We start from the raw sequence: 23,059 nt of genomic DNA, 5'->3' as shown, positions 1-23,059 counted from the left end.
GGGAGGCCGCCCGTGGTCTTTTCAGTCGAGGAGCGGGCTCAGCTGCGCGCCCACCGCGCGCTGCGCGTCCAGGCGGCGCCGGCGGGCGGGGGCGATGACGAGCTGCCACACGGCGCAGACGAGCCCCAGCACCAGACACCCGAGCCACAGCGCGGACGTGCCCGCGCGCCCCAGCACCCGCCCTCCGAGCGCGGGCGCGGCGCTGGAGGCCAGGCCCCAGAGCATGTGGTACGCGCCCTGGTAGCTGCCGCGCAGCCGCGTGGGCGCCAGGTCCGCGACGACGGAGGGCGCGACGGGGGCCTGGGCCATCTCCCCCAGCGTCCAGATGGCCACGGCGAGCGCCGCGAGCGCGACGTTGCCCGTCAGCGCGTGCAGGCCGAAGCCCAGGCCGGTGAGGGCCGCCGCCAGCGCGAGCGAGTGCGCGCGGCGCAGGTGCTTGAGCGCCCGGTGGGACAAGGGCTGGAGCGCGACGATGAGCAGGCCGTTGACGGACAGCACCGCGCCGAACTGCGCCTCGCTCAGGCCGCGCGCGCTCAGGTCGAGCGGGAGCGACACCTGGCTCTGATGGAAGATGATGGCCACGCCGAGGATGGGCAGCGCGAAGGCGACGAAGCTCGGGTCCAGGAAGGGCGTCAGCAGCGAGCGCAGGGCGCCGGGGGCCTGGGCGTCCTCCGACGCGGTGCGGGCGGGGCGCGTCTCCGGCAGGAGCAACCAGATGCAGCACCCGTAGGTGAACGTGGTGATGGCGTCGGCCACGAACAGCGCTACGTAGCCGAAGCGGACCATCAGCCCCGCGAGCGGCAGCGCGACGGCGAAGCCCACGTTGATGACCCAGTAGAGCAGGCCGAAGGCGCGCTGTCGGTCCTCGGGGGTGACGACGTCCGCGACCGCCGCGGACACGGCGGGCCGGTAGAGCTCTCCGAGGATGCCCAGGCAGAAGGCGGCGAGCGCGATGGAGGAGGGCTCGCGCGCGAAGCCGAGCAGGAGCATGCCCACCGAGCCGAGCCACAGGCCGCCCGCCAGCGTCAGGCGCCGGCCCACGCGGTCCGCGAGCATGCCGCCCAGGGGGCTCGCGATGACCGCGCCCACGCCGTAGAGCGACACGGTGAGGCCCGCCTGCTCCACGCTGAAGCCCCGCTCGCGCGTGAGGTACAGCGCGAGGAAGGGCACCACGAAGCTGCCCAGTCGATTGACCAGGGTGCCCACCCACAGCACCCAGTAGGTGGGCGGCAGGCCGCCGGCCATCTCATGCACGGCCCTGCCCAGCGCGCTCGTCGTCCATCGCGAACTCATGTGCCCACGCAGCATGTGTCAGCGCGAACGCCCTTGCACGAGCGGCCGCGGGAGCCCGTGGAACGTGGTGCTGCTTGGTGCTCCGAGGAGTTCAGGTGGGGCGGATGGGGGAGGTCGGGCATGGGCGGGAGGGCGGTGGGAGTAGGGGGCTTCGCGCTGGGCTAGAGGCTTCGGGGACGACCTCTCGATGAGGCCCTGACGGAGGCAGGGGCGAACCGAGTCCACGGGGTGTGCTGGGCTCCCGAGTGGGTGTGGTGCGCGGGCCTCGTTGGGGCGCTGGCGAGGGTTGCTCGCCTTGAGTGAGGTGGCGCGGGCCGCTTGCCGGGGCCTGTGAGTGATCGCGGTGGCGTGGGCCTCGCGGACACTGGCGGCTGAACTTGCCGGGGCCTATGAGTGAGCGAGGGGTGGCGTGGGCCTCGCGGACACTGGCGCGGCTGAACTTGCCGGGGCCTATGAGTGAGCGCGGGGTGGCGCGGGCCTCGCGGACACTGGCGAGGCTGATTTGCCGGGGCCTATGAGTGAGCGCGGTGGCGTGGGCCTCGCGGACACTGGCGCGGTTGACTTGCCGGAGCCTGTGAGTGAGCGCGGTGGCGTGGGCCCATGGTGGCGCTGGCGCCGTTGGGTCGCGAGGGCGCTGGCGTGGGCCCGCCCTGCGCGCTATCAGCGCGGGACGTCATCGCCCGCGAGGCAGGGGCGGGACGGCGGCGAAGCCGGAGGGCGTGGGCGTCATGAGTCAGGTCATCGGGTTGCTGGGCACGTGTCTGGTGTTGGGCGTGCTGGCCCGCAGGAGCGGGAAGTTCCCGGAGGGCTCCGCGGGGCCGTTCAACACCTTCGTGCTGTACGTGGCGCTGCCCGCGCTGGTGCTGCGCGTGATGCACCGGCTGGAGTTCGTGCCGTCGCTGCTGGTGGCCGCGGTGGTGCCCTGGCTGTACTACCTCGCGGCGGGGCCGTTCTTCCGGTGGCTGGGGCCGAAGCTGGGGCTGTCCAAGGAGTCCGTGGCCGCGCTGGTGCTGACGGGCGGCCTGGGCAACACGGCCTTCGTGGGCCTGCCGATGGCGGAGGCCCTGCTGGGCGCGGAGGGGCTCGCCGTGGCGGTGGTGGTGGATCAGCTCGGCTCGTTCCTGGTGCTGTCCACGCTCGCGACGCTGGCGGCGGCGAGGGCGAGCGCGGAGGTGGCGCTGCCCCTGGGCGCGCTCGCGAAGAAGGTGGCGACCTTCCCGCCGTTCGTGGCGCTGGTGCTGGCGCTGCTCCTGCGCCCCGTGGGCTACCCCGTCTGGGTGGACTCCGTGCTGGAGCGGCTGGGCGCGCTGCTCACTCCGCTGGCGCTGTTCTCCGTGGGCCTGCAGCTTCGACTGTCCGGGGTGAAGGCGCGGCTGCCGGCGCTGTCCCTGGGCCTGCTCTACAAGCTGGTGCTGGTGCCGGGCGTGGTGATGCTGGGCCTGTGGGCCCTGCCCGGCCTGTCGCCCATGGTGGTGCAGGCCACGGTGCTCCAGGCGGCGATGGCGCCCATGGTGAGCGCGGCGATTCTGGCCGCCGAGCACCGCCTGGACCCGGAACTGGCGGTGCTGATGGTGGGCGTGGGCATCCCCCTGTCCTTCGTCACCGCGCCGGTGATGTTGTGGTTGGTGCGCTGAGTCATCCTCGGGGGGAGGTGAGCGGGCGTCTGGTCTGCCCGCCTGCTCTGCGGGCGGGTGCGCGGACGGCTCACTGACGTGTAGCCGCAGCTCCCCTATCTTCCGTCATGGCCGAGCAACCACCGAAGGCTTCCGGGGCACCCGGAGGAGACCCGAGGCGGATGGAAGTGCGGCGCTCCGTGGCGGAGCTGGGCGCGCGCACCTACGCCATCCAACTTCTCACCGACGCAGGCATCCCGTTCCTCGTGGGTGGGGCCTACGCCTTCGCCCACTACACGGGCCTCTACCGCGACACGAAGGACCTGGACCTCTTCCTGCATCGCAAGGACGGGGACCGCGCCGTGGAGATGCTCGCGCGCCACGAGTGGCGCACCGAGAGCGAGGTCCACGGCTGGCTGCACAAGGCCTTCTGGGAGGACTTCCTCGTCGACCTCATCTACGGCTCCGGCAACGGCTTCACCGCCGTGGATGACGCGTGGTTCGAGCACGCGGTGCCGGCCCAGGTGCTGGGCTGTCCGTGCCGTGTCCCGCCCGCGGAGGAGATCTTCTGGAGCAAGGCCTTCGTCCTCGAGCGCGAGCGCTTCGACGGCCATGAGCTCACCCACCTGCTGCTCAAGGCGGGGCCCACGTTCGACTGGCAGCGCCTGCTGCGCCGCTTCGACCGGTACTGGGAGGTGCTGCTCTCGCACCTGCTCTTCTTCCGCTTCGCCTACCCGTCCGACCGCGCCACCGTGCCGGAGTGGTTGATGCGCGAGCTGCTCTCGCGCGCGAACGGCTCCGTGGACGCCGGCAACTGGCAGGAGCGCATCTGCCGGGGGCGCATCCTGTCCAAGGTCAGCTACCAGGTGGACGTGGACGAGTGGGGCTTCCAGGACGGGCACAGCTGGGACAGGGAGGAGCGCCAGCGCGAGGCGGACTCCGTCGCGAGCGGCGAGGCGCCGGGCCTGCACGGGCCCCACTGAGCGCCCTCACTCGGGGGGCTCCACGTCCCACCGTGCGAGCCCCCGAGTCGTGGGCCCATGTGCCTTCCGGGCTCACGGCCCTACCTTGCTTCCAGTGTCCCTTCGCGAACAAGGCAGGTGTCCCGTGGCCCGTTCCCCGTCAGGACCCCGACGCGCGCTCGGCCGCTTCGGCGCGGTGCTGCTGTCCCTCGGCGTCGTCGCGCCCGCGAGCGCGCAGCTCGCCACCTCCCAGCGCTCGGGTCCCATCCGCCTGCAGGTGGGCGACCAGTCCCTCGCCATCTCCCTGGGCAAGGAGCGCCTGAGCGGTGGCGGCTTCGACCTGCGACGCACGGGTGCGTCCTTCCGTGGCCAGCTTCGCGGCGGCGACGTGGAGCTGGGCTGGCGACGGGGCCCCATCGTGGGGCGCGTGGGCGTGGAGGACACGCGCCTGGAGCTGTCGCGCTTCTCCTCCGAGCAGGGCATGCGCGTGGACGGTGAGCTGTCGAACTGGCCCACCTCGCTCGTCTTCTCGCCCGTGGGCATCTCCGGGGACGTGGGTGGGTGCAGCTACTCGCTGACGGTGGCGGGGGGCCGCTACACCGGGTGGCGCACCTGTCAGCCGGACCTGGAGGGCGAGCCGACCGCCGTCACGCTGAGCCTGCCGGAGACAGTGCTCGCGCTCGACACCGCGGAGCAGGCCGCGCTCCTGTCGCTGCTGCTCTCCGCGAAGGGCCTGCCACCCGCCCCGCCGCGCGAGGCGCCCGCGAACACCGGGCGCACGCTGGAGGGGCCTGGCCTGAACGAGACACCTCGGCGTTGAGGTGGGCCCGGTGCGGGCCGGTCGAGCCGCTCCGCGCGGAATCGTGCAATCCAGATGCATCCGTCATGGTGAGTCACGTGGCACTCGCGGGAGTCTCCGCGCGGCCCGTGCTTCAATCCCTGACTTCCGCTCGCGCACGTCGGCGCGTGGATGGGCATGCGAGCCCATCCCTGGCGGAAGAAGGAGTCCCACCATGAAGCTGTGCCTGGGTGTGTTGTCGGCCCTCGTCGTGTCCGGCCTCTTGGCCTGCGGTGGCACCGGAGCCGTGGAGCCGGAGGAGGATTCGCTGGGGCAGGTTTCGAGCGCGGTCGTCTGTTCGACGACGTGTCCGAACGGCTCGACGGTGACGTGCGAGGGCACGACGTGCAACACCTATCCGGGGGAGTCCGTGGAGTGCGACGGGCTGCACAACATCTGCCTCCCCACGATTCCCAGCGTCTGCCTGTCGCCCAACAGCGCCTGCTCGTACCTGGCGGGACGCACCTGCTCACCGGTGGGCGGCACGCGCTCGTGCTGCATCAACCGCCGCGCGGGCAACTGCTACTGCATGCCGACGGGCCAGTGGGCGTGTAGCGCGTCCTGAGTCGTCGGCAGGTGGATGCGTCGAGCCCGCTCTCGGGCTCGACGCGAAAGAAAGACTTCAGGCGGTGGCGGTCGCGCCGAAGGACAGCTCCACGCCGTTGTCCTTCACGCGCATGCGCGGCTTGGACAACCAGTGGCAGTGCGCGCAGTAGCTGTTCGCGCCGGAGGGAGTGGCGCGCACGCTCACCGCTCCGCCGCAGAGCACGCAGCCGTCGGGAAGGACGAATTCGGCGAATCGCTCGCCGAGGTTGCTCTCGATTTCGGTCATGTCCCACAAGTAACGCAGGAATCGCGCGGCACAAGCAGACCGCACCAGGCCACCCGCATCCTCCTGGCCCTCCCCCCGCAAGAGGCAGGCGGACAGGCGAGCGCACCTGCATTCCTTACGGGCTCGGACGCGAGTGACGTCCTGACGACATCGCAACCCCCGGCTCCGACGTGGCGCGACTGGCACGTGGATTGATCTGCCCCGCGCCGGGAACACGAGAGGGGGAGGGCATGGGTGGTGTGGAGCGTGTGGATGTGCGCGAGGAGAAGAAGGGGTGGGGCGTCGAGGTCGTCACCTCGGACGGCGAGGTGAGGCGCTACCGGTACGCGAGCGAGGCGCAGGCGCGCTACTTCGCGGCCATCTTCGAGCTCGGCCCCCGGGTGTGGCCGCCCGTGCGACGGGGGAAGGCCCGGAAGGCCGCCTGAGGAACCCTCGTGCCCGGGCGTGGGAGTCGGGCACCGTGGCTTCCCACTACCCTTGGGGCCGGGTTTCGGAGAGGCTTGTGCCATGAGCGACGCGAGCAAGAACTTCCTCCACCGCCCGAACCGGGAGCACATCACCCAGGAGCCGGACCCCGCGGGCCGCTGGAGCACGCAGTTTCCGGACATGATTGGCTACCGCAGCCAGGGTGGCGGCAAGGTGCCGGCGGACTTCGGCTGGAACACCAGCCCCAAGCAGTGGCAGGAGGAGCTGACGCCGCAGACGCTGGCGGAGCGCTTCAACGAGCTGCGCGTGCTGCCGCCGAAGCCCGAGGCGCCCGCGCTGTCCGCCGACACGCAGCCGAAGTAGTCAGCTGAAGGGCAGGGCCGCCAGGCGCTCGCGGAAGCGCTCGAGCAGGCCCCATGAGCCCGCCTCGTCCAGCCCCTCGGCGGCCTCCTGACGCGCCTTGCGCAGGAAGCCGTCGAAGGGCGTCGAGCGGCCGTAGAGCGCCGCCGCCGTGTCCACCGCGTCCGCCAGCACGCGCGCCGCGCCCTGCGAGCCGAGCGTCAGGTGCATCTCCGCCTGCTCCAGCTTCGCGCCGCACAACGCCCACAGCTCGCGGTCATGCACCGTGAGCCACGTGCGCGTCACCTCGTCCATCGCCTCGTCGAGGAAGCCGAGGAACGGTTCGACCAGCTCCGGCAGCGCCTCCGCGGGAAGCTCGCTCCTGCCCGCGGCCTCCTGGATGCGCGCGCGCAGCGTCAGCACGTGCTGCTTCTGCGGCGTGCGCAGCGCCACCGAGGCGGGCAGGGTGATGAACGCGGACAGGCTCTCGGCCGCCTGCCTCGCCAAGGTGGGCCGTGACGGCGCCTCCGCCTTGGCCGCGCGCTCCAGTCTCCCCTGCAGCGAGCGGCGCAGGTCCGCCGCCGCCGCGCGCAGGGCCGCGCGGGCGCCCACCTGGTGCACGTAGCCGGGCACCACGTCCTCGCGCCGCACGTCCTCGAAGGCCGCGGCCGTCAGGTAGACGAGGTCGCCGATGCGCACGCGGAAGTCCGCGCGGAAGGCCTGCAGCTTCGCCATCAGCGTCCACTGGTCGCTGACCACCTCGGGCCGTCGCATCTGCTGGCCCAGCTCCGACACGCGCTTGGACAGCCGCTCCGCGATGGCGTGCAGCACCGTCTCCACCTCCTGCGCCAGCCGCTCGTCGGAGCTGGCCGGGGGAGGTGCCCAGCCGCCGTCCGAGGCGCCTCGCGTGGGCGGCGGGGGGAACTCGTGGTGGATGGCGGTGACGAGCTGGTTGACGCCCACCAGCGTGTCGCCGATGGCGGGCGCCATCGTCTCCCACAGGGCCAGGTCCGCGCCGCCCTCGGGCTCCACCGTGGTGGGCTCGTACTTCGCGATGCTCAGGTGTCCCAGCCGGTCGATGGCCACCGCCGCCGCGCGGTGCACGCGCTCCAGCCGGTCCGCCAGGTGTCGGTCCGTGAGCGAATGCAGCAGCGCCTCCAGGCGGGAGGGCAGGGCATCCTGGGGAACACGGGGCGCGCGGGGCTTGGGGGGCGACACAGGCATGGAGCGCTCGACGCTACCGCATGGGTGCCGTGTACGCGAAAACGGACGCTGGGAACGGTTTGGGGGCGTCCCGGCGTACAGTAGGGACTCGGGGAGGATGCATGACAGAGCGGTTGCGACGCCGTCCATGGCTGACGGGGGGCCTGGTGGCGTTCCTGCTGGTGGGCCTGTGGGCCTTCACGGCGTGGGACGTGTGCGTGTCCACGTGGATGCTGCGAGGCGTGAAGCTCGCGCGCTGTCCGGTGGGGACGCTGCGTCAGACGGTGAGCCTGGGTGCGCAGGGACTCGGTCGGAACCTCCCTGGCGAGGTCTTCGCGTGGGCGGATGCGCACGGCATCGACTCGCGGGGCGAGCGGATGACGGCGCGGGTGCGGCGCGGCTCGGTGTCGCTGTTCCTGGTGGATGCCGAGGGCAAAGAGACGCCGCTGACGCCCGAGAAGGACGGCCCCTGGACGCGCGACGGCGGCGAGGTGTCGCGGGCCACGGTGAAGCTGCCCGACGTGCCGGATGGTGACTACCGGCTGAGCGCCCGGCTCTCCACGCCATTGGGCGAGGACACGGTGGAGATACCGCTGCCGCTCTATGCGCCCGCGGTGGCGCACGTGCTGACGGACCGGCCGCTGTACGAGCCCGGCAACGAGGTGCGCTTCCGCGCGGTGGCGCTGCGCGTGAAGGACCTGGCGCCGCTGGATGGGCGGCCCGGGACGTGGTTCTTGAAGGACCCCTCGGGCGAGGTGGTGCTCGAGGAGCGCGCCCCCGCGGGGCCGTGGGGCGTCGTCGCGGGAGGCTTCCCGCTGGACCGGGGTGCGCCCACGGGAGCGTGGACGGTGGAGTGGGCGAGCGGCGAGACGGTGGCCCGCGCGCAGTTCACGGTGAAGCCGTTCACCCTGCCGCGCTTCCGCGTGGAGGCGCAGAGCCCCCGCCCCTACTGGCGCGCGGGCGACGTGCCCCAGGTGGAGGGACAGGTGGTGTACGCGTCCGGCGCGCCGGTGGCGGACGCGGAGGTGGAGCTGTCGTGGGACGTCTCGGGCGCGTGGCCGCCGCCCCCCGAGTGGGGCACGGGCGGGCTGCCAGGCCAGGCGCGTACGGACAAGGCGGGCCGCTTCCAGGTGACGCTGCCGCGCGTGCCGGAGGACCTGCGGGGCCAGGCGCGGCTGTCCGCGAGCGTGGTGGCCAAGGACGCGGCGGGGGACCGCGTCGCGAGCGGCGTGTCGTTGCTGCTGTCCGAGGACGCGCTCGCGGTGTCGTCGGTGACGGAGCTGGAGGACGGGCTGGTGGAGGGCTTCAGCAACCGCGTGTACCTGCGCGCCACCACGCCGGACGGGCGGGTGCTGCGGGGCGCGGAGCTGACGGTGACGCGCGCGTGGGACTCCCAGGACGAGGGCGTCCGGGGCGTGACGGACGAGGACGGCGTGGCGGCGTTCCAGTTGGACCCGGGCCCGCCTGTCAACGTGGTGGTGCCGCCGATGCCGGTGCGCCGCCCGCCGCCGGCGCCGTCGGTGACGCTGACGGAGGTGCGCAGCCTCCTGGAGGAGGACGGCGAGGAGTCGCTCCAGGACCGCGTCGCGGTGGAGGCCTGGCTGCCCGCGCTCTTGCCGTGCGCGCGCTTCGTGCTGCCGGAGGACCCGGTGCGCGAGGTGCCGCTGGCCGTGCGCGTGGGCATGGGCGGCGCGGTGGTGGACGTGGTGGGCGCGAACGACGCGCTCTCGCGGTGTCTGGCCCAGGCGGTGCGCACGCGCACGCTGCCGGCGGGGCGTGAGCGGATGCTGGCCCTGAGCCTCGAGGTGCAGGACCCGGGGCTGCCGTGGGTGGAGCTGGCGGTGCATCCGGCCTTCGGCACCGCGACGGCGTTGATGGACTCGCTGGGCACGGCGGCCCGGGATGCGCGCGCCTGTGTGTCCCCGACGCAGTCCACGAGCAGCCCCTTCCCGATGTCGCTCACCTGGAGGTTGGGCGCGAAGGGCGCGCTGACGACGTCCTGGTCCTCGCGGCCGTGGGTGAAGAGCGAGCTGGGGGCGTCCACGGTGGCGTGCATCCAGGAGCGCTTCTCGCGGCTGAAGGCCTCCGCGTCCGCCTTCGGCTCCGGTGAGGACGCGGGGCTGGAGGCGATGGGCATCGCCGAGCTCACCGTCCACCCCGCCGGAGGTGAGGGGGAGGACGACGGCGAGGGACAGGCCACCACCTTCCTGGGCTACGAGCTGAAGGTGGTCGCGACGGTGGAGGGCAAGCCGGTGGGTGACACGAAGTGGCTGCTGCGCCCCGCGCGCCTGCCGCCCTTCCGCCTGCGCGCGACGCCGGTGCTGGCGCGCGGTGGCGACGAGGTGCGCATCGACCTGATGCGCGGTCCGTCCTTCCAGGGGAAGCTGCCCGAGGAGCTGCGGCTCCAGGCCGGCAAGCAGACGCTGGTGACGAAGCTGGAGAAGGGCGCCACCTCGGCGCGCTTCCGGCTGCCGGACGACTTCGAGGGCTGGGCGGAGGCCGAGTGGGCGGGGACGCGGGCGCGGGTGTACGTGGCGCCGCGCGCGCGGCTGTCCGTGGAGGTGTCGCCGGAGAAGCCGGCGTATGCGCCCGGGGACCTGGCGCGGCTGCTGGTGCGCACGCGGGTGGATGGCAAGGACGGCCCGGCGGCGGTGGGCCTGGTCGGCGTGGACGAGACGCTGGGGCAGCTGGTGCCGCTGCCGGGGGGCGACGCGCTGGCGAGCCTGCGTCCCGCGCCGGCGGTGTCCTCGCCCGCCTTCGGGGTGCTGGATGGCGTGGCGCTGGCGCAGGGCCGCATCCGCGGCTCCAACGCGGCCGCCGCGGCGCTGCTGCGGGTCAGCTCGGTGCCCACGCTGGTGGACACGGAGACGCGGGTGCGGGGCCTGCAGGTGGGCGAGTTCGACCCGGACGTGGAGCTGACCGAGCCCTTCTACACGGTGCTCGGGGAGCTGCACGCGCGGGTGCGTGAGTGGGAGGAGAAGGCGCCCGAGGGCGAGACGCTGGCGCCCGAGGGCCTGGCGAAGCTGTGGGCCCAGGCGCTGTCGGCGTGCGAGGCGCGCGGGGAGAAGGTGACGGATGCGTATGGCCAGCGGCTGCGGTTGTCGCGGCTGCCCCAGGCGCTGCTGGAGCTGACGGACCCGCGCGCGGTGGTGTCGCGCGGGACGCGGCTGCCGGAGGACGTGGAGAACTGGAACGCGTGGGTTGCCCGGGAGGCGCCATGAAGCGCACGGTCATCGTCGGAGTGGTGTGCTTCATCGCGGGCGTGGTGGCGGTGTTCGGGGCGCTCTTCGCCGCGCGGCCGCTGATGGGCATGTCGGCGGACGCGCTGAGCGGCTCGGCCGAGCCGGAGATGATGGTGAGGCTACAGTCGCCGATGAAGGCCCAGGCCGCCCCGGCGCCCATGGAGGCGTTGGCCGAGCCGGTGATGGAGGAGGTGGAGGGCGGTGCCCCAGGCGCCGTGGCCGTCGGCGGCCTGGACGATGCCTTCGGCGCGAAGAAGAAGGGCGCCTCGCGAGGGGGCCCGATGAAGGACGAGGCCTCGCCCCAGGCCGAGGGCGCGCCGAGCCGCGCGTGGTTCCCCGAGACGTTCCTCTTCGAGCCGCTGGTGGTGACGGACGACTCCGGCGCCGCGACGCTGCCGGTGCGCGTGCCGGACCGGCTCACCCGCTGGCGGGTGCTGGCGCTGGCGCACTCTCGCTCGGGCGCGCAGGCCGGCGCGGTGACGAGCTTCGCGGGCACGCTGCCCACGTACGTGGACCCGGTGGTGCCGGCCTTCCTGCGCGCGGGGGACAGCGCGCGGGTGCCGGTGCAGGTGGTGAACACCACGGAGTCCGCCGTGGAGGCGCCGCTGAAGGTGGCCGCGACGGGCGCGGTGGTGGAGGGCGGCCTTCGCACCGTGCGCGTGCCGGCCCGGGGCAGCGTGGTGGAGTACGTGACGGTGCGCGTCTCGGGCCCCGGGCCCGTCGCGGTGCGCGCGTCGCTGGGGGACGCGGACAGCGTCGAGCGGCCCCTGGATGTCTGGCCCACGGGGCGGCCGGTGGTGCAGACGCGCAGCGGCACGCTGGCCACGCCGCGCACCCTGTCGCTCACCGGACCCTCGGACGCGCAGGAGGGCAGTGAGCGCGTGCGGCTGCAGGTGTACCCGGGCGGCCTCGGCGTGCTGCGCTCGGAGCTGTCGTCGGCGGGCGCGCGCGAGAGCGTGGAGGACGTGGCGCACGCGCTGCTGCTCGCGGGCAAGGCGCCCGAGCTGCTCACGGCGCTGGGCGAGCCCGACGCGGCGAAGGTGGTGCGCTCCGCGCTCTCGCCGAGCCAGGGCCGGGTGGCGATGCCTCCGGAGTCCTCGGGAGGGCTGGTGGACGCGGAGTCGATTCGTGTCCTGGTGGCGCGGGCCACGCAGCGCGCGTTGAGGATGTCGCGCACGCCGGACGTGGCGACGGGGACGCTGCTGGTGGAGGGCGCGCTCGCGCATCCGGACAACCCGGTGCTGGCGCGGCTGGGCGAGCGGCTCGCGGGTTGGGTGGCGCAGGCGCAGCGGCCGGACGGCACGTGCCAGGGCGGTGATGGCTGGACGCTGCAGCGGCTGCTGGTGGCCACGGCGGACTGCGCTCGCGCGGTGGTGGCGGCGTCGGGGAGCCCCGCGGGACAGCGGCGCGCCTCGCGCTTCACGGCGCTGGCGGAGGGCGCGCTGGAGCGCAACCGGGCGCACGTGAAGGACGGCTACACGGCGGCGGCGCTGCTGTCGAGCGGCGTCGTGAAGGGCTCGCTGCGGGAGGCCCTGCGGGCGCAGGTGCGCGACGCGCTGAAGAAGCGCGAGGACGGCGCCGTGTACCTGCCGGTGGAGTCCGGCGTGGTGGCGGCCAACGGCCAGTCCCCCACCGAGGCGGAGGCCACGGCGCTCGCGGTGCTGGGCCTTGAAGGCGACCCCCAGGCGCCCCTGGCGGACCTGGGCGCGTCGCTGCTGTCCGGCTACGCGCCGTCGACGGGCTGGGGCAGCGGCCGCGCGAACCGGCTGGCGCTGCGGGCCGTGGTGGCGCTCTTCAAGGAGCCGCTGCCCGCGCGGGTGAGGGTGGTGCTGGAGCGCGACGGCCAGGCGGTGACGGAGGGCACCTACGACGCGAAGGCGCTGCGCGAGGTGCTGGTGATGGAGGCCCCGGCGACGGGCTCGGCCGGAGCGCACGCGTGGACGGTGCGCGCGGAGCCGGCGGTGCCGGGGCTGGGCTTCGCGCTGGCGCTGTCCGCCGCGGTGCCGTGGGCGAAGGAGGACGCGCGAGGGCTGGAGCTGGCGGTGGCCTCGCCCCAGGAGGCGAAGGTGGGCCAGCCGGTGGAGGTGACGGTGCAGGCGACCACGCCCTCGGGGCTCGCGCTGGAGCTGCGGCACGGCCTGCCGGCGGGGGCGCAGGTGGACGCGGCGAGCCTGGATGCCCTGGTGGCCTCTGGCAGCGTGTCCTCGTGGACGTCCGAGGACGGCGCGGTGACGTTGAAGCTGCCGCCGCGCGGTCCGGGGACACCCTTCCAGGCGCGCTTCCGTGTCATCCCCACGCTGGGGGGCACGCTCCAGACGGGCGCGTCGTCGCTGCGCGTGGAGGCTCGGCCGGACCTGGTCTCCTACGTACCTCCCGCCACCTGGGCGGTGCGCTGAGACCGGTGTCCGCGTGGACTCCCGGCCCCGGGCCCCAGGGGCTGGGGCTGGGGGGTGGGGTGTCCTGCCAGCCGGTGGGGCCCTGCACGTCAGGGCATGCGGGCTGCTTCCACTGGGAATCCCGTCGCGCCGTGCGGAGAATACGGAAGCGTCACGGCGGCGGCGGCGGGCCGGGGCAGGCCTCGTCAGCGGTTCTTCACGGGTGGCACCATGGAGCTCGACGGCGCGGAGAGAGACGAGTTGCTGCTGGCGCTGCTGGGGGCCTTCCCCTCGGTGGAGGAGCTGCGTCGGGTGGTGGCCAATGTCTGTCACCGGGACTTGGAGTTGCTCGTGCCCAGGGGAGGCCCGAGGGAGCGGGCGTCGGGGCTCATCCTCCGCGCGGAGTCGGAGGGGTGGACACGCGAGCTGGTGACGGGCATGCACGGCGCCCAGCCGCGCCATCCCCGTCTGAATCGCTTCATGCAGGGCTACCTCGCGTCGGTGCAGCGCAGCGTCCCGCGTCGCAGCCTGGAGCGCATCGTCGGCCCGACGTGGGAGCAGGGCGCCGCGGACGGGTGGCGCAAGCGCCTGTCCGCCATCGAGCGGCGCGTGTGTCGGGTGGAGCCCGTGGTGGGGGCCTCGCTGGGCACGGGCTTCCTGGTGTCGCGCGACGTGGTGCTCACCAACTTCCATGTCATCGAGAACCGGCTGTTGGAGTCCTTGCGCGTGCGCTTCGACCACAAGGTGCTGCCGGACCGGACGCTCCTGCAGCCGGGCAGGCAGTACGTGGTGAAGCGCTGCATCGCGCGCAGTCCGTACAGCCCCGCGGACCTGATGCACCCGCGCCCGAGGGAGGCGATGGTGAGCGAGCTCGACTACGCCTTCCTCCAGGTGGAGGGCGCGCCCGGTGACGAGCAGGTGGAGGACGCGCCGCGGGGCTGGTTGGAGTTGCCCGAGGAGCCGACGCCCATCATCCCTGGCCAGCTGGCGCTCATCGTCCAGCACCCGGAGGGGCAGCCGATGAGCGTGGCGCTGGACGAGTTCCTGGGCGTCAACGCCTCGCGCACGCGGGTGTCCTATCGGACGTCCACGAGCCCGGGCTCCTCGGGGGCGCCTTGCTTCACGCAGGAGCTGCGGCTCGTCGCGCTGCATCACAGCGGCGGGCCGCGCATGCCGTCCGCTACTGGTCACAACGAGGGCATCCCCACGGACACCATCCGCCGCGGGCTGTCGCCGGAGGTGAAGGCGCTGCTCGGCTGGACGTGAGGGCGGGTGTGAACTGGAGGCGGGGGGCGCGCCTGCTATCGTCGGTGGATGTTCGTCCTCGATGCCCGCTTCCTCCGTGGTCGGGGCTTCTGCGTCCTGGCCCTGCTCGTGTTGCTCGTCGCGCCGTGGCGTGGCGCGAGCGCCCAGTCGCGGCTGCGCGTGGCCGGCGCCACGGCCAGCAACGAGGTGAAGCTGCGCACGACGTCGGAGGACTTCCGCGCGGTGCTGCGGGTGGACCTGCTGTCGCCGCCCTCCACGGACGCGGGCGTGCAGGACGGGCTGCCCGGCGGCGTGACGGTGCTGGTGGACCCGCTGCAGGCGAGCGACGGCTCGCAGGTGGCGCTGACGGCGGTGGTGCGCGAGACGGCCTCGGCTGACGCGGGCGTGGCGCCGTTGTCCTCGCGCTCGCCGCTGCACGTGGAGGTGTCCGGGAAGCTGCCGGCGGCGGGGGACTACACGGGGCAGGTGGTGTTGGTGCACGAGGGCGGGCGCGAGACGACGTCGCTCATCGTCACGCGGGTGCAGGCGGTGCCGGCGGTGCAGTTCGTGGCGACGTCGCCCGCGGTGGCGGCGCCGGGGTGGGGCTTCGGCGCGGTGGACGCGACGGTGCGCCTGCCGTTCAAGGAGACGGCGGGGGTGACGGGGAAGGTGTCGGTGCCGAGGCTGCTCCAGCTCTCGCACAAGGCGCCGGACCTGGGGGCCACGCTGGTGCAGCCGCGCTTCGGTGGCGCGGACTTCTGGTTGGAGGGTGGGGGCAAGGACGGGGCGGACCTGGACCTGGCCACGGTGGAGGGCGTCACGGTGGCGGCGAATGGCAGCGGCACGCTGCTGATGCGGTTGAGGGGGCTGGACGGGCCGGGCGAGTACACGGGCACGGTGCGCATGGCGGTGCCGCAGGGCGTGGCGGTGGAGCAGCCGTTCACGGTGTGGGTGAGGACGCCGTGGCTGTGGGGCGCGCTGCTCATCGCGGCGGGCGCGGTGTCGTCGTATGGCGTGCGGCTGTACACGCAGAGCATCCGGCCGAGGGCGCAGCAGCTCCAGCGGGCGCGCGTGCTGCGGCGGAGGATGAGTGTGTTGTTGGAGGGACAGGAGGAGGACGCGCGCAAGGTGGGGCTGGAGGTGCGCGGGCGCATCGACGCGCTCATCTCGCGCATCCGCTCGCCGGTGAGGGGTGGTCGGGTGGCGGACGGGGAGCTTGCGCGAGTGGAGTCCGAGCTGCGGCTGTACGAGGCGTGGCGCGGCTGTTCGCGCGAGCTGCGGGCGCTTCCGCCGGAGATGCGCCCCGAGTCGGCGAGCGCGGCGCTGGAGGAGGCGGAGACGTCGCTGCGGCTGGGCACGGTGCCGGCGGAGCGGCTGGAGGAGCAGCTCAAGGTGCTGCGCGGGCAGAACGTGCAGGAGCTGGCGCGGGCGGGGCTGAAGGCGAAGCTGGAGGAACTGGAGGCGCAGGCGCGAGCGCTGGCGCAGAAGCTGGGGGAGGACAGCCTGGGGTTCCGGCTGACGTATGAGCTGTTGCCGTTGCTGCAGGACGTGAGGGCGCGGCTGGGGCAGGGGGACGTGGCGACGGCGCGGCAGCAGTTCGAGATGGCGCGTCGCTCGTACTTCGATGTGCTGTGCGCGGAGCTGTCCCAGGCGGTGGCGTCGCCGCGCAATCCCCGGGGCTTCTCGTTGGAGGAGTGGCGGGAGCTGACGTCGGACGTGAAGGAGCGGCTGAAGCAGGCGCGAGCGCGCGCGGACGTGAACGTGGACGAGGGCTTCCGGCTGTACCAGGGGGCGTACGCGCACTACGTGCGGCGGTTGTTGTTGGAGCTTCGCGGCGCGGTGGAGGAGGCGCGGAGCGCGGCCACGGAGGCGCAGAAGACGGACCTGGACGCGGCGGAGGCGAAGCTGCGCGAGGCGATGTTGGCGCTGGCGGCGGAGTCGCCGCACGAGGCCTCGGCGAGGTATCGCGAGGCGCGGGACGCGCTCCACCGCGCGCAGACGGGACAGGTGCGTGTGCGGATTGCCGGGTTGCGCGCGGAGGTGTCGCGCAAGCGGGGGGAGGCGGAGGGCGAGGGGCAGTTGCATGAGCTGGGGCACATCAACGCGTTGCTGAACGAGGCGGAGCTGGCGCTGACGCCCGAGACGTTGCAGGACGCGGAGTACAAGGCGGACAAGGCGCAGCTGGCGTTGGAGGGGTATCCGAGCTCCCAGGGGGTCGGGATGGGGCGACCGGGGACTCCGCTGTCGTTCGTGGAGCGGGGCTCGACGGCGTCGGTGCCGGAGGTGCCCTCGGCGAGCGCGCCCACGGGAGGCAGCCTGCCCGCGTTGCCGGAGGCGCCTGTGGGGGCGGAGGACGCGGGAGGGGCGCTGGGGGAGCTGGAGGGAATGCCGTTGCCGGCGGCGCGCCATCTGTGGCTGGTGGAGCTGGCGATGTTGGTGTTGTTGACGGGCGTGGCGGTGGTGCTGGGGCTTCAGTTGCTCAATGTCTTCTCACCGACGTGGGGAGGCTTTGGCGCGGGGATGACGGCGTTCCTGTGGGGCTTTGGCTTGCATCAGGTGGGCAACGCCAGCTTCGAGGGACTGGCGGGCTTGTTGACCCGCGTGGACCGACGGGGCGGCGCGAGCGCGGGTGGGGACTCCTGAGATGCTGCAATGGTGAGTATGCAGGCGTCTCTGTATCTGCGTCATGACGTGTATGAGCGCATGGGTGACGGGGATGTGATTGTCTACCGCTGCCTGGAGTTGATTCCGGGTGGCGGGTTCGTGGCGCAGAGCGCGGACAGGATGCGAGGAGGGGACGGTCATGAGCGGCAGTTTCTCGAGCTCATGAGTGAGAGCGCGCCCGAGGAGCGGTCGGAGCCGTGCGCCAGTCTTGTCGAGGCGATTGCGAAGTTCAGGGCAGGGTTTGGTATTTGACTGGGCATTGTGAACCACAGGGATGGCGGAGCGCGCCGGGGGCGGCGACGGACCGCTTCCACCCTGCGCTGAACGCGGCGGGGGGGCCGCATCACGATGAGATGTATGGCTGGCCGTTGCCGGGACAGAAGCCGTTCGGCTGTGACGGGGGCCACAACTTCAGTTGCTGAAACTACGCGTTCTACGACGTGCTGCCACGGATGCTGGCGGTGCTCGACGGGCCGTGAGTCGACGGCGGTCCTGGAGCGAGGTCAGACCTCTTCGAACTCGGCGCCCGTGATGTTCGCTCGCTCCAGGGCCGTTTTGATGTCCTCGGAGACGATGAGGGCAACGGGCCAGCCCCAGGTGCGGAACACCTTCGCGTCGCCGACGCGCGAGTGGTCGAGCTTCATGCCGAAGACGCTGCGGTACTGGCCGAGCATGTCCGGACGCTCATCCTCCGGCTTCCAGTAGCGGACCTCTTCCGTCGCCGCGTCGTCGATGCAGCGGACCAGTCGAGTGGCGACGAGGATGAGGTACTCATCTGGACACCCCGTGATGTCCACGGGGTGCAGTTGCACATCGGAGGGCGCCAACTCCGTCAGGAGCATGGCGAGCTTGACGTGGACGACAGGCGTCCTGCCCGCGCCCGCCATGTTGAACTCGCACCGACGCCCTGGCTCTCGGACAGGAATCGTCAGGCGGCCCCTCGGATGGGCGGCGCGTCCCGACGTGAACTCCCGGATGTCCTCCAGTGCGTGCCCGCGCTCATCCAATGGTGTCCCCAGGTACCAGTTCCCTGCCTGCACGGCTTCGTTGAGCCTGAAGTATCGAGAGGGAGTCGGCATGGAGGACTTCCGGGGGGCTTCATCGACCTTGAGTCAGGAGCTTGTGAAGGAGCGTTCCCGGCGTCTGGGCTTCTTTGCCGAGGATGCGCAGTTCGTTCGTGAGTGCCTGCCGACAATCTACCACCCTTCGGCAGCTTCCCAGCGCATCCTCGAGTCGGTCCATGACGAACCGATGATAGCGCTCGGGATGAGGCCCCTTGTGACCAACGACCTCGACGATGTTCTCGGGGGCCTTGAGCTTCATCCCGGCCCGTTGGAAGAGCTCGCGGAATCGCGGTGACCAGGGGCCGCCGCGCACGGTGGAGACGTCGTTCTTGTTCGTGGCGATGTGGTGACGCTCGCTCCTGCCGTGCATCCCCTGGCTCGCCATGGCGACGGCATTGGGCGCGAGCGCGATGGTGAAGCCCTCGGAGGTCATGGCAACGGACCGAACGCCACTGACGGCTGTGTACTGAAAGCCCGCCTGGGTCTCCACGGCGAGCGCCGCTGGTGCGGAAGCAGGCAGCCGCGTCGAACTGGCGGCGAGCCCCGCGGTGTTGCCGATGGCGACTGTCGCCAGCATCACGAAGACGCGCGCCGCGTTCTCCCCGAGCACCTCGCCGTAGGCCTGACCCGCGGCGTCGAGTTGCTCGAAGCGGGTGGCCTGCTCCACCTCCCGCACCAACGTCAGCCATCCGTCGAGCAGCCGCCACACCGTGTCCACCCCGAGGTAGGCGATGGCGAGAGCAGTCAACGTCGCCGCGACACCTTTCGAGACGGGCTCGGGGAGCGACCAGAGCAGGAGGTACATCGTGACGGAGGCCGTCAGGGTGGCCATGATGGCGCCAGGGTCCGTCATGTCCTCCAGCGCCTCGGCGGTCTCATCCCAGACAGAGTCCATGGCGATGGCCAAGGCCCAGACGTATTTGCCGTCGCTGGCCAGCAAGGGGCCCTCGTCCAGCAGGCGCAGGCAGTCTCCGGGCCGGTCCTTCGCTGCGCACCAGTGGCCATAGGAACGCGTCAGTGCGTCATCCGCGTAGGACTCCAGCAGGCGGGGGCCGTCCACCTCATCCCGGTGGGGGATGAGCCGCGCCGGGCGCTGCTCGAACCGATAGACCCCGCTGCGTGATGGCACACCAAAGAGTTCTCGCGCCTCCTGTATCGGATGGCGGGAAGGGCGCACGTCGCGAGCGAGTTCAGCGAGGACCTCTTCATATTCGTCGTCCTCAACTTCGGCCTCGGACAAAGATGCGCCTGGGACCTCGTGCGGCGTGACGATGAAGGACTCGTGCCCGGTGTCGAGGCGGACGACCCGGTTCGTCGTACAGCCTGTGAACCACATCATCAGGAGCAGCGGAACCACTGGGTGCGCGGCCATGGTGACTCCCAGGAAAGCCTTGTTGAAGGGTGCCATGCTCTGGATATCGCGATGGACTGACAGGCCATGTCCGCAGTCGGTGGCTGTTTCTACTTGTTGGGTGGTATGATTGGGTTGGGCTCGAATCGAGGTGGTGATGGATTTTCGGTTTGGGAGGAGACGGCGATGCTTTACTTGGTGGTCCATCATCGTGCAGACCCCAGCCGGAACTGGACCAATGAATGGAGTGACGACAACAGGGTCCTGACCATCACCACGACGACAGCGGTCGCAAGGCAGTGTGAGGCCGCGGCTTGGCTCGGTGAGCGGGTCCGGTTCCATCGGTGCGCTTACGGCTCGAACGAACCGGTGGTCTGCTCGGAGGCCAGGGTTGTCGCTGTCCAGAAGGTGGACAGGTCGATGAGCCTGGTGCATTTCAGCGAGCATTCGATTCTGGAGTTGACTCCTCCGATGACTCCAATCCAGGGGACCAACTTCTATCGAACATGAAGTGTCCTGGTCGTACTCATATCTGATTGGAGGCCTCACTGCTGACAGGCCTGCGCGAGGGCCTCTCAAGTGCACTTTTGTGTCGCGACGGATTCGTGGAATGAGAGGTGCTCGACGGGCCGTGAGTCGCGGCTCCACCCCGTCGAGCTTTGACTTCACGAGATGGGTGCCAGCGTCGTGAGGGATGTGCGCTACTGAATCAAGGCTGGGCTTGTGGGCCCGAGCCGCCCAGGCAGCCTCCCGCGCACTGACCGGCACGGTGTGAGGCGTTGATGGGTCGGAGATGTGCCTCGCACACGAATGAGGGTGGCTGGCCAGCGAGGAGTGGTGCGTTCGTGTCACCTGGCGGCGGGTATGAAATCTGGCGCGGCCAGAAGTTCTGGAGGCTGCCGAAACCCGATGGCAACTGTTGGAGTAATGGATGGGGCTTGGCTCAGCGACTCGGCACTGGCGGCAGTCGATGCACCACCGGCCGCGGCGTACCGGTCTCGCTCAGCTCCACCGGCTCGCAGGACACGGGGAGTCGGCTCGCGCCATCGCGCACGCGCTGGGCCCAGGTCGGGTCCTCGAGGTTCCCCCTCACGGGGACCACGCACAGCGTATAGGTCCCGGGGACCAGCCGAGTCACGGTCAGCGGCTGCCCCTTCATCAACAGAAGGATGCGTGTCTGTCCATCGCCACGCGCCGCCAGCACCGCTTCGAGCTGCCCCAGCGTGGCCGCGCTCAACTGCCCCGTGCCCAGATAGACCTGGGCGTTCTGGAGAGGCCGTCCATCGGCTTCGAGCACCTGGATGGAAAGCGCCTGCTCTCCCATCGCCACCTGGATATCCATGGACGCACCACGGTCCTCGATCCGCGCCAGCACGCTCTGGAGCAGTTGTGTCGTCGGGCCCTCGCGAAGCGCCGCCGTCACGACGTAGGACCCCTGCGCTAGTCGGTCGAAGCGATAGCGGCCATCCGCTTGGGTCATCACCATGAAGCGGCCCGTGCTGCTGCCGTGTGGGGCGGCCACCACCGCCACGTTTCCCACGGGGCGCCCTTCATTCATCACCGTCCCCTCCAGTCCCGCGAGCGGCCGGAGCGTCAGTTCGAGCGCATCGGATGCCGTGCCCGCCGCGACGACGAGGGGCGCTGAGCGGCCCCGTGTGGAGTGCTCGGCCATCACCGTCAACGACTCCTCCCCGCCCCCCACGAGCGAGAAGCTGCCATTCGCGTCACTGATGCTCCGCAGGGGCGCGGGCCCGGCCTGGCTGCCATCGCCGAGCAACTGCGGACCCGCTAGCACCTGTGCGCCCGCGACCGGCCTACCCTCCGCGTCGCGCACGACGCCGCTGAGCTGTCGCCCTTGCTCCAGCACCACGCGGCCCAGGTCCTTGTCCTCGCCGGCTCCTACCTCCACGCCCTCCACCGTGTGCGGCGCGGACCCACGCGCCAGGAAGGTCAACGTGTAGCGCCCAGGGGGCACGTCCTCGAGCACGAAGAGCCCGTTCGTTCCCTGGAACGCCGTGGGCTGAGCCAAGGTGAGCGCCACCGAAAAGGACTCGGGCACCGCTCCATCCGAGCTCGCTACCCGTCCACGCAGTGTGCCTGGCGACTCGAGCACGATGCGCACGTCCTCGTCCCCCACCTCGGCCACGACACCTGTCGACAGCCAGAACGACGACGACTGCACCGAGTGGTGAACAGAGGCGCGCAGGCGGTAGCGCCCTGGTGCCAGCCCCATTAGTCGGAAGCGGCCGTTCCCGTCACTGACCTCCGACGCATACCGGCCACTGTGGGACTCCGCCAGCCCACCCAGCGCGGCACGGTCTTGGGGGACCGCGACGACCTGCGCGCTCGCGATGGGCACACCCTCCGATGCCGCGACGATACCCGCGATGGTGCCCTCTTCCTCCAGCCGCAGCGTTACCTCCGCCGCTCCCGAGCCCAGGTCCACGTCCTGGGATGAAGACGAGGCGCGCTCGCTCTGCGCATCCACGCGGAACCGCGCTCGCGGCAGTCCCCTCAGCTCGAAGCGGCCACTGGCATCGGTGAAGGCACCATGCCGTGTGCCGGGAAGTCCGCCCACGCCGCCCTGACGTGCCTGGACTCTCGCGAACGGAGCCGGCTCGCCCGAGCGCGCCACCACCTGCCCGGAGAGCACCGCGCCGGGTCGCAGCACGATGCGGACAGGGGCGGAAGCTGCGAGTCCCTCGAGCGTCACCTGCTCCGACAGGGACGGCGCGAACCGCGAATGGGTTGCCAGGAAGCGGAAGGTGCCCTCGGGCAGCGCCCTCATGCTCCATGCACCCTCCGAGGTGGTGCGCGCCTCCTCCACGATGTTCTCCGACTCGGGCAGGGCGCTGCCGGTCCGGAGCGCCCGCACGTTCGCTCCACCGACAGGTCGTCCTTCGGAGTCCACGACCACTCCTCGGACGGGCGCACCGGCTCGGAGCAGCAGCGTCACCTGGCTGACGCCCGCAGCGTGGAGCACCGTGGCGCGCTCGGGAGCACGTCCCTCGCTCGACGCGCGGATGGCATGACGCCCGGGCGCGAGCCCCTGGAGCAGCGCCTTCCCATCCGTGCCCGTCAGCACCGCGAAGTCCTCCTGCCCCTCCACCTCCACCCGCGCGCCCTCCAGGGGATGGCGCTCCCGGGCGTCCATCACCGACACCTCCACCGCAGCCGTGGGGCGGAGGACCAGGATGACGGGCTCCGAGGTGGGCGTGAGCCGGACCTCCACGGGCGCCGCTGCCTGCGTGCCTTTGCGCGCCTGGAGCGTGTAGCTCCGGGGATGGAGCCGCTCGAAGGAGAAGGTCCCGTTGCGCTCCGTGAGCACGGTGCGTGGCGGGACGGTGCCCAGGCTCACCCGTGCCCCTTCGACGGGCAGTTGCTCGGCGTCAATCACCTGCCCCTCCAGTCGTGACGGGCCCTGAGGCTCCGGGTCCTCCAGCCGCAGGAGGGGAGGGGCTTCGCGAACGGGGAAGGGCCTGGGCGCCGATGCTGGCCGGGTGGTCGCCTGCCCTGACGTGGGCGGTGCGAGCGCCGGGGCTTGCTGACGGCTCAGCACGAGCGCCACGAGCGCCGCGACGAACACCGCGATGGCAATGCCTCTCATCCCGC

General features: G+C 71.8%; 16 protein-coding genes. 10 read left to right on the top strand and 6 right to left on the bottom strand.

Features of this window, described 5'->3' with window-relative positions; translation table 11 throughout:
- Positions 1-21: 21 nt before the first annotated feature.
- Positions 22-1,293 (bottom strand): MDR family MFS transporter, encoded by a 1,272-nt coding sequence (locus VZQ01_RS15130; RefSeq protein WP_426748203.1) that lies wholly within the window; start codon positions 1,291-1,293, stop codon positions 22-24.
- A gap of 728 nt (positions 1,294-2,021) precedes the next feature.
- On the opposite strand from VZQ01_RS15130, the gene VZQ01_RS15125 reads away from it, so the two are divergent.
- The 4 genes from VZQ01_RS15125 (at position 2,022) to VZQ01_RS15110 (ending at position 5,271) form a co-directional block, all read left to right on the top strand.
- Positions 2,022-2,927 (top strand): AEC family transporter, encoded by a 906-nt coding sequence (locus tag VZQ01_RS15125; protein ID WP_223745875.1) that lies wholly within the window; start codon positions 2,022-2,024, stop codon positions 2,925-2,927.
- Between the two features lie 161 nt (positions 2,928-3,088).
- A complete protein-coding gene (locus VZQ01_RS15120) occupies positions 3,089-3,889 on the top strand; it encodes a nucleotidyltransferase family protein (RefSeq protein ID WP_223745876.1) in 801 nt (266 codons plus the stop codon).
- 124 nt (positions 3,890-4,013) lie between these two features.
- Positions 4,014-4,688, top strand: a complete 675-nt coding sequence (locus VZQ01_RS15115; RefSeq protein WP_223745877.1) for a hypothetical protein — start codon at positions 4,014-4,016, stop codon at positions 4,686-4,688.
- 193 nt (positions 4,689-4,881) lie between these two features.
- Positions 4,882-5,271 (top strand): hypothetical protein, encoded by a 390-nt coding sequence (locus tag VZQ01_RS15110; protein ID WP_426748202.1) that lies wholly within the window; start codon positions 4,882-4,884, stop codon positions 5,269-5,271.
- 57 nt (positions 5,272-5,328) lie between these two features.
- Here VZQ01_RS15110 and VZQ01_RS15105 read toward each other — a convergent pair whose 3' ends face one another.
- Positions 5,329-5,538, bottom strand: a complete 210-nt coding sequence (locus VZQ01_RS15105) for a hypothetical protein (protein WP_141332979.1) — start codon at positions 5,536-5,538, stop codon at positions 5,329-5,331.
- Positions 5,539-5,768: 230 nt separating this feature from the next.
- On the opposite strand from VZQ01_RS15105, the gene VZQ01_RS15100 reads away from it, so the two are divergent.
- On the top strand, positions 5,769-5,963 hold the full coding sequence (locus tag VZQ01_RS15100; protein WP_046710946.1) for a hypothetical protein: 195 nt from the start codon (positions 5,769-5,771) through the stop codon (positions 5,961-5,963).
- Positions 5,964-6,045: 82 nt separating this feature from the next.
- On the top strand, positions 6,046-6,327 hold the full coding sequence (locus VZQ01_RS15095; protein WP_426748201.1) for a hypothetical protein: 282 nt from the start codon (positions 6,046-6,048) through the stop codon (positions 6,325-6,327).
- On the opposite strand, the gene VZQ01_RS15090 is transcribed toward VZQ01_RS15095, so the two are convergent.
- Complete coding sequence (locus VZQ01_RS15090; RefSeq protein ID WP_426748968.1) at positions 6,328-7,521, bottom strand: hypothetical protein; 1,194 nt, start codon at positions 7,519-7,521, stop codon at positions 6,328-6,330. It abuts the gene before it with no gap.
- A gap of 107 nt (positions 7,522-7,628) precedes the next feature.
- On the opposite strand from VZQ01_RS15090, the gene VZQ01_RS15085 reads away from it, so the two are divergent.
- From VZQ01_RS15085 to VZQ01_RS15070, 4 genes are all read left to right on the top strand, one after another.
- Entirely contained in the window at positions 7,629-10,727 is a 3,099-nt protein-coding gene (locus VZQ01_RS15085) for an MG2 domain-containing protein (protein WP_426748199.1), read from the top strand.
- Positions 10,724-13,144: an alpha-2-macroglobulin family protein gene (locus VZQ01_RS15080; protein WP_426748198.1), complete on the top strand. Its 2,421-nt coding sequence runs from the start codon at positions 10,724-10,726 to the stop codon at positions 13,142-13,144. The genes VZQ01_RS15085 and VZQ01_RS15080 overlap by 4 nt, the downstream gene beginning before the upstream one ends.
- Before the next feature lie 210 nt (positions 13,145-13,354).
- A complete protein-coding gene (locus VZQ01_RS15075; protein WP_426748197.1) occupies positions 13,355-14,389 on the top strand; it encodes a trypsin-like peptidase domain-containing protein in 1,035 nt (344 codons plus the stop codon).
- 48 nt (positions 14,390-14,437) lie between these two features.
- On the top strand, positions 14,438-17,011 hold the full coding sequence (locus VZQ01_RS15070; protein ID WP_426748196.1) for a coiled-coil domain-containing protein: 2,574 nt from the start codon (positions 14,438-14,440) through the stop codon (positions 17,009-17,011).
- A 524-nt stretch (positions 17,012-17,535) separates the two neighbouring features.
- Here the strand turns inward: VZQ01_RS15070 and VZQ01_RS15065 are convergent.
- The 3 genes from VZQ01_RS15065 to VZQ01_RS15055 all read right to left on the bottom strand — a co-directional run bounded on the left by VZQ01_RS15065 (position 17,536) and on the right by VZQ01_RS15055 (position 23,054).
- Positions 17,536-18,111 carry an imm11 family protein gene (locus VZQ01_RS15065; RefSeq protein WP_426748195.1) on the bottom strand — a complete coding sequence of 192 codons (576 nt, stop codon included), beginning with the start codon at positions 18,109-18,111 and terminating at the stop codon, positions 17,536-17,538.
- Positions 18,112-18,130: 19 nt separating this feature from the next.
- Complete coding sequence (locus VZQ01_RS15060) at positions 18,131-19,468, bottom strand: AHH domain-containing protein (protein WP_426748967.1); 1,338 nt, start codon at positions 19,466-19,468, stop codon at positions 18,131-18,133.
- A 922-nt stretch (positions 19,469-20,390) separates the two neighbouring features.
- Positions 20,391-23,054 (bottom strand): carboxypeptidase regulatory-like domain-containing protein, encoded by a 2,664-nt coding sequence (locus VZQ01_RS15055; RefSeq protein WP_426748194.1) that lies wholly within the window; start codon positions 23,052-23,054, stop codon positions 20,391-20,393.
- Positions 23,055-23,059: the final 5 nt, after the last annotated feature.

It is taken from the genome of Myxococcus faecalis (assembly GCF_050039385.1).
In the GTDB taxonomy this organism is placed as follows: Bacteria; Myxococcota; Myxococcia; order Myxococcales; family Myxococcaceae; genus Myxococcus; species Myxococcus fulvus.
Note: the sequence above shows the minus strand (reverse complement) of the source record. Positions and strands in the feature narration are given on the sequence as shown.

What these genes read in the sequence shown, in the direction of transcription:
- VZQ01_RS15130 (WP_426748203.1), bottom strand. Translation starts at nt 1,293, where the DNA reads ATGAGTTCGCGATGGACGACGAGCGCGCTGGGCAGGGCCGTGCATGAG.
- VZQ01_RS15065 (WP_426748195.1), bottom strand. Translation starts at nt 18,111, where the DNA reads ATGCCGACTCCCTCTCGATACTTCAGGCTCAACGAAGCCGTGCAGGCA.
- VZQ01_RS15110 (WP_426748202.1), top strand. Translation starts at nt 4,882, where the DNA reads ATGAAGCTGTGCCTGGGTGTGTTGTCGGCCCTCGTCGTGTCCGGCCTC.
- VZQ01_RS15055 (WP_426748194.1), bottom strand. Translation starts at nt 23,054, where the DNA reads ATGAGAGGCATTGCCATCGCGGTGTTCGTCGCGGCGCTCGTGGCGCTC.
- VZQ01_RS15125 (WP_223745875.1), top strand. Translation starts at nt 2,022, where the DNA reads ATGAGTCAGGTCATCGGGTTGCTGGGCACGTGTCTGGTGTTGGGCGTG.
- VZQ01_RS15105 (WP_141332979.1), bottom strand. Translation starts at nt 5,538, where the DNA reads ATGACCGAAATCGAGAGCAACCTCGGCGAGCGATTCGCCGAATTCGTC.
- VZQ01_RS15095 (WP_426748201.1), top strand. Translation starts at nt 6,046, where the DNA reads ATGAGCGACGCGAGCAAGAACTTCCTCCACCGCCCGAACCGGGAGCAC.
- VZQ01_RS15100 (WP_046710946.1), top strand. Translation starts at nt 5,769, where the DNA reads ATGGGTGGTGTGGAGCGTGTGGATGTGCGCGAGGAGAAGAAGGGGTGG.
- VZQ01_RS15085 (WP_426748199.1), top strand. Translation starts at nt 7,629, where the DNA reads ATGACAGAGCGGTTGCGACGCCGTCCATGGCTGACGGGGGGCCTGGTG.
- VZQ01_RS15120 (WP_223745876.1), top strand. Translation starts at nt 3,089, where the DNA reads ATGGAAGTGCGGCGCTCCGTGGCGGAGCTGGGCGCGCGCACCTACGCC.
- VZQ01_RS15075 (WP_426748197.1), top strand. Translation starts at nt 13,355, where the DNA reads ATGGAGCTCGACGGCGCGGAGAGAGACGAGTTGCTGCTGGCGCTGCTG.
- VZQ01_RS15060 (WP_426748967.1), bottom strand. Translation starts at nt 19,468, where the DNA reads ATGGCCGCGCACCCAGTGGTTCCGCTGCTCCTGATGATGTGGTTCACA.
- VZQ01_RS15080 (WP_426748198.1), top strand. Translation starts at nt 10,724, where the DNA reads ATGAAGCGCACGGTCATCGTCGGAGTGGTGTGCTTCATCGCGGGCGTG.
- VZQ01_RS15070 (WP_426748196.1), top strand. Translation starts at nt 14,438, where the DNA reads ATGTTCGTCCTCGATGCCCGCTTCCTCCGTGGTCGGGGCTTCTGCGTC.